Source organism: Streptomyces sp. NPDC059989 (genome assembly GCF_042736975.1).
Classification (GTDB): Bacteria; Actinomycetota; Actinomycetes; order Streptomycetales; family Streptomycetaceae; genus Streptomyces.
The window spans coordinates 25307-28897 of record NZ_JBHWUO010000075.1 but is presented as its reverse complement, the minus strand read 5'-3'; the positions used below and the strand labels follow the sequence as shown (position 1 = coordinate 28897).

General features: G+C 71.9%; 2 protein-coding genes. Both read left to right on the top strand.

The window, feature by feature from the left end:
* Positions 1–154 precede the first annotated feature (154 nt).
* Entirely contained in the window at positions 155–1486 is a 1332-nt protein-coding gene (locus ACFWBN_RS36515; RefSeq protein WP_385185051.1) for an acyltransferase, read from the top strand.
* A gap of 28 nt (positions 1487–1514) precedes the next feature.
* Positions 1515–3317, top strand: coding sequence for an ABC-F family ATP-binding cassette domain-containing protein (locus ACFWBN_RS36510; protein WP_385185048.1), 1803 nt, complete (start codon positions 1515–1517; stop codon positions 3315–3317).
* Positions 3318–3591 lie beyond the last annotated feature (274 nt).

Sequence of the window (3591 nt, the reverse complement as noted above, 5' to 3'; positions counted from 1 at the left end):
AGGCTGGAGCTTCAGCCCCGCCGGCGTTTGAGGCGCGGGGTCTGGGGCGGAGCCCCAGCAGCGGCGCCGCAGCTTGGGGCACCACCGGGTACTCAGGCGGGAGTTGAGTATCCGCACCCTGTCCCCACGCCCCGCCACGCGCGAGCGTAAGGCCATGGGACAGACCGCCTCGGCAATGGCCGCCGCAACGCCCGCGCAGCGGGACCGGTACATCGACCTGCTCCGCGTAGCCTCGCTCGGCACCGTCATCGCCGGGCACTGGCTGATGGCCGCCGTCAGCGGCAACGGCATAGGGAACCTGCTCGCCCTCGTGCCCCCGCTCCAGGTGCTCACCTGGGGGCTCCAGGTCATGCCCGTCTTCTTCTTCGTCGGCGGGTTCTCGCACGCCCTGTCCTACCGGTCCCTGGCCCGCCGCTCCGAGGGGCGGGCCGTCTACGCCGCCTTCCTGCGGGCCCGCCTCCAGCGCCTGCTGCGGCCGACGCTCGTCTTCGTGCTCGTCTGGGGCGCCGTCGCGCTCGCCGTCCAGCTCGCGGGCCGCGGCGCCGGCGGGCTGACCGGGGCCGCGCTGCGGCTGGTCACCCAGCCGCTCTGGTTCATCGGCATCTACCTCGCCATGGTCGCCTTCACCCCGCCCCTGCTGAAGCTGCACGAGCGATGGGGCTGGGGGGCCTTCGCCGCGCTGCTCGGCGCGGCCGCCACCGTCGACGTCCTGCGCTTCGCGCTCGCGCTCCCGTACGTGGAGTTCCTGAACTTCGCCTTCGTCTGGCTCGCCGTCCACCAGCTCGGCTTCCTCCGCGCCGACGGGCGGATCAAGGCCCCCACCGCCCTCGGCCTCGCCGGCGCCGGCCTCGCGGGGGCCGTCCTGCTGGTGGCGTACGGCCCGTACCCGCTCTCCATGGTCGGGATGCCGGGCGAGAAGGTGTCCAACATGGCCCCGCCCACCCTCGCCCTGCTCTGCCACGGCATGTGGCTCGTCGGCGCCGTGCAGCTGGCGGCCCGGCCCGCCGCCGCCTGGCTGGGCCGCCCCCGCGTCTGGCGCGGTGTCGTCGCCGCCAACGGGATCGCGATGACCGCCTTCCTCTGGCACCTCACCGCCATGCTCGGCGTGTACGGGGCCCAGCTCGCCCTCGGCCTGGACCTGCCGGCCCCGGCCACCGCGGCCTGGTGGGCGCAGGTTCCCGTACGGATCCTCCTGGCCGCCGCCCTGACCGCCCTGCTCGTCACCGTCTTCCGCCGCTTCGAAGCCCCGGCAGGGGAGGCTCAAGTCACCCCCGGAAACGGCCCCCGCGCCGCCCTCGGCATCACCCTCTGCCTGCTCGGCATCCTCGGCCTGTCCATGACCGGGCTCGGCGGCCTCCTCGACGGCCACAGCGCGACCCTGATCGCCCTCCCGGTCACCGCACCCCTCGCCATCGGCATGGCACTGACGGGTTGGCTCCTGGTGGAACGGTCCGGCCCGGCCCGGAGGGTTAGGCTGAGGGGCTGATTCCTCAACCTTCCCTGGAGCGCGTCTGATGGCCGTCAATCTGGTCAATGTCGAGGCAGTCAGCAAGGTGTACGGCACACGTACCCTGCTCGACGGCATCTCCCTCGGCGTATCCGAGGGGGACCGGATCGGTGTCGTCGGCCGCAACGGCGACGGCAAGACCACCCTCATCCGGATGCTGGCCAAGCTGGAGGACCCCGACACCGGGCGCGTCACCCAGTCGGGCGGCCTGCGGATGGGTGTCCTCACCCAGCACGACTCCCTCGATCCCGCGGCCACCATCCGCCACGAGATCATCCGCGACATGGCCGACCACGAGTGGGCCGGCAACTCCAAGATCCGCGACGTCCTGACCGGCCTCTTCGGCGGCCTCGACCTGCCCGGCTTCGGCCAGGGCCTCGACACCGTCATCGGACCGCTCTCCGGTGGCGAGCGCCGCCGCATCGCGCTCGCCAAGCTGCTCATCGCCGATCAGGACCTCCTCATCCTCGACGAGCCCACCAACCACCTCGACGTCGAGGGCATCGCCTGGCTGGCCACCCACCTCCAGGAGCGCCGCTCCGCGCTCGTCTGCGTCACCCACGACCGCTGGTTCCTCGACCAGGTCTGCACCCGCATGTGGGACGTCCAGCGCGGTGACGTGCACGAGTACGAGGGCGGCTACAGCGACTACGTCTTCGCCCGCGCCGAGCGCGACCGGATCGCCGCCACCGAGGAGTCCAAGCGGCAGAACCTGATGCGCAAGGAGCTGGCCTGGCTGCGCCGCGGCGCGCCCGCGCGGACCTCCAAGCCCCGCTACCGCATCGAGGCCGCCAACGAGCTCATCGCCGACGTGCCGCCGCCCCGCGACACCTCCGAGCTGATGAAGTTCGCCAACGCCCGCCTCGGCAAGACGGTCTTCGACCTCGAAGACGTCAGCGTGCACGCCGGCCCCAAGGTGCTCCTCAAGCACCTCACCTGGCACCTGGGCCCCGGTGACCGCATCGGCCTCGTCGGCGTCAACGGCGCCGGCAAGACCTCCCTGCTGCGCGCGCTGGCCGAGGCCGCCCGCACCCAGGGCGAGGCCCAGCCCGCCGCCGGCAAGGTCACCGTCGGCAAGACCGTCCGGCTCGCCTACCTCTCGCAGGAGGTCGGCGAACTCGACCCGTCCCTGCGGGTCCTGGAGGCCGTCCAGCGCGTCCGCGACCGCGTCGACCTCGGCAAGGGCCGCGAGATGACGGCGGGCCAGCTGTGCGAGCAGTTCGGCTTCACCAAGGAGAAGCAGTGGACCCCGGTCGGCGACCTCTCCGGCGGTGAGCGGCGCCGGCTGCAGATCCTGCGCCTGCTGATGGACGAACCGAACGTCCTCTTCCTCGACGAGCCCACCAACGACCTCGACATCGAGACCCTGACCCAGCTGGAGGACCTCCTCGACGGCTGGCCCGGCTCGATGATCGTGATCTCCCACGACCGGTTCTTCATCGAGCGCACCACCGACACGGTGATGGCCCTGCTCGGCGACGCGAGCCTGCGGATGCTGCCGCGCGGCCTGGACGAGTACCTGGAGCGCCGCCGGCGGATGATCGAGGCGGCCGCCCCGGTGCCCGCGCCGGCCGCGGCCGCGCCGAAGTCCACCGCGTCCGGGGACTCGCGTGCCGCGAAGAAGGAGCTCCAGAAGATCGAGCGCCAGCTGAACAAGATCTCCGACCGCGAGGGCAACCTGCACGCGCAGATCGCCGAGAACTCCACCGACTACGACAAGGTGGCCAAGCTCGACGCCGAGCTGCGGGAACTCCTCGCGGAGCGCGACGATTTGGAGATGCGCTGGCTGGAGCTGGCCGAGGAGTCCTAGACTCCACCCCCTCCCGGCCGTCAACTGGCCGGATAACGACGGCGTCACGGCCCGGTCCTCCCTTGGGTACAGGGGCGGACCGGGCCCGTCGCAGGCCTTGCGTCAGTGATAGAAAGGTCATCCTCCACGACCCCTGACCCGAAGGTACGCGCTGATGACCGAGCCGCCCCAGCCGCCGAACCAGCCGCCGACACCTTCCGGTTACGGACACCTCCCCGGCCCGCCGCAGCCCGGTTACGGGTATCCGTCGCAAGGCGAGAACCCGTACGCCCAG